This window comes from Caballeronia sp. (genome assembly GCF_049581465.1).
Classification (GTDB): Bacteria; Pseudomonadota; Gammaproteobacteria; order Burkholderiales; family Burkholderiaceae; genus Caballeronia.
Window position 1 is genome coordinate 1 of sequence record NZ_JBAUSA010001196.1, and the last position, 1,956, is coordinate 1,956.

Here is a 1,956-nt window from a genome sequence, read left to right on the forward strand (position 1 = left end):
GTGAGCGACACGCTGTGCCCGGTCGCACGGTCTCAGGCTGTCATCGGGGACCGCTGGGCTGTCCTGATCGTGCGAGAGCTGTTCATGGGCAATCGACGGTTCGACAGTCTGCTGGCGCAGGCGCAGGCAACCCCGCAGATGCTCTCGGCTCGCCTCAAACGGCTTGAAGCCGATGGCATCATTCAGCGCGAGCGCTATATGGAGAAGCCGCCCCGCTACGAATACGAACTCACGGAGATGGGCCGGGCGTTCTACCCTGTCATCCTGGCGCTGCGCGAATGGGGCGAGACGTGGTGCAAGTCACCGGACGAGGACGTTGCGGTGCGCTATACGCATCTCACCTGTGGCCACAATGCGGGCATCGGCACCGTCTGCGAGGCGTGTGGTGAACCGTTGAGGCGCGAAGATCTGAAGGCTGAATTGAGCCCCTCTTATGCGCACGAGCGCGCTGCGCGCCAAGAGGCCGCGAAAGCCCTGAAGTGTGCATGACGCAGCTCTGATGTACCGGCAATGACTATGTCGTCTGCGCGTATCGCGTCGGCGGATAGGGTCTTCTGAGGGCGACCCTGACGATCCACATTGTGGCACTCCTATTTAGTGCATATGAACTTGTTACGGGTTTCGTTGCTGGCGGATTGAAGGCGTGAACTCACAGAAAGAGCTCCGCCGGGTGAGGGCTCCCTCACCCGGCGAATGACGTCGAACGCACGCAGCTTCGTTGCGTCGCCCTCCTTATCAATCTGCGCGCGGCACGTCCAGTGTCGTGTCGTTGATACGATTGAACGTATTGGTAAACACGGTCAGCGCGATCGCGAGCGCTATTTCAACCAGTTGCGCATCGGTGTAACCGGCCTGCCTGATTGCCGAAAACTGCTCAGCGGTTATCGTGCCGCTGCTCTGCTGAATGAGCCGCACGAATTGGACGAGCGCATCACGCTTTGCATCGCCCGTGGGTTTGCCTGCGCGGATCTGCTTGAGCGATTCCGGCGAGAGCCCCACCATTTTTCCGAGCATGACGTGCGCGCCAACACAATAGTCACAGCCCTTCAGTTCGCTGACGACCACCTTGATCGTTTCGATATCCTTACCGCCAAGCGTGCCTGCACCGAGGATCCCTTCAGCGTTCATATAGGCCTTGAGGACATCGGGGGACAACGCGCCGACCGCGGCAAACAGGTTTGGAAGAACGCCACCCGTTACCTGCCTGGTCGCGGCGTAGGATTCGGCAACGGCACCCGTGGCGGATGTGATGTCGGGTATGGAGATACGGCTCAATTGAGATTCCTTCGATGCGTGGATAGGAGCCGCCACTTTAAATTGAGGCGTGACGCTCGCCGAGTCGTGAATGGCTCAAAGGCGCGCTCGAAAGGATCAATCGGTGACAGGTGGCGTCGGTTCGCGACGCTTTACCGAAGGGGCAACCGCTGCGGCGGCCTCGCCAGGGTCGGTCGACCCGTCTACCGCACACCGCTCCGCAGTGCAGTGAACGGCGGCGTTGTGAACGGTCAACTTCACAGAAATCGTCAATAAATCTACGCCGCACTTGACGATATGAATTTCATAGTTCTATTCTTCGCTCATGGCATGCGATGCGTGAGACCTCACGAATCGTTCTACAAGAGCAGTCCGCCGCCGACTGCGCGACGCGATCAACTGCTGCGCGGGAAGGGCGGCGCAACGGTTCGGTACGCAATTGCAGCCTTGTTTCCACCGGATCTCACGCGCTCGGCGAGCCGGCGCGCATGCGATTCATCAAGCGAAAGGAAGGATTATGAAGATCGAAGGTGCTGTCGTTTTCGTGACGGGCGCGAACCGTGGGCTTGGCCTCGAGTTCGCGAAACAGGCGCTCGAAAGAGGGGCGTGGAAGGTTTATGCGGGCGCGCGCGATCCGGCGAGCGTGACGCTGCCGGGCGTCGTGCCCGTGAAGCTCGACGTGACTGATCCGGCGTCCGTGGC

General features: G+C 60.3%; 3 protein-coding genes. 2 read left to right on the top strand and 1 reads right to left on the bottom strand.

Annotated elements, in window-relative coordinates:
- The gene (locus WCA53_RS29230) at positions 1 to 489 is read left to right on the top strand and encodes a winged helix-turn-helix transcriptional regulator (protein WP_423919368.1); all 489 of its coding nucleotides are present in this window, start codon (positions 1 to 3) and stop codon (positions 487 to 489) included.
- Between the two features lie 246 nt (positions 490 to 735).
- Here WCA53_RS29230 and WCA53_RS29235 read toward each other — a convergent pair whose 3' ends face one another.
- Positions 736 to 1,275 carry a carboxymuconolactone decarboxylase family protein gene (locus WCA53_RS29235; protein WP_423919373.1) on the bottom strand — a complete coding sequence of 180 codons (540 nt, stop codon included), beginning with the start codon at positions 1,273 to 1,275 and terminating at the stop codon, positions 736 to 738.
- A 496-nt stretch (positions 1,276 to 1,771) separates the two neighbouring features.
- On the opposite strand from WCA53_RS29235, the gene WCA53_RS29240 reads away from it, so the two are divergent.
- On the top strand, positions 1,772 to 1,956 hold a 185-nt coding region (locus WCA53_RS29240), incomplete at its 3' end, for an NAD(P)H-binding protein (RefSeq protein ID WP_423919376.1).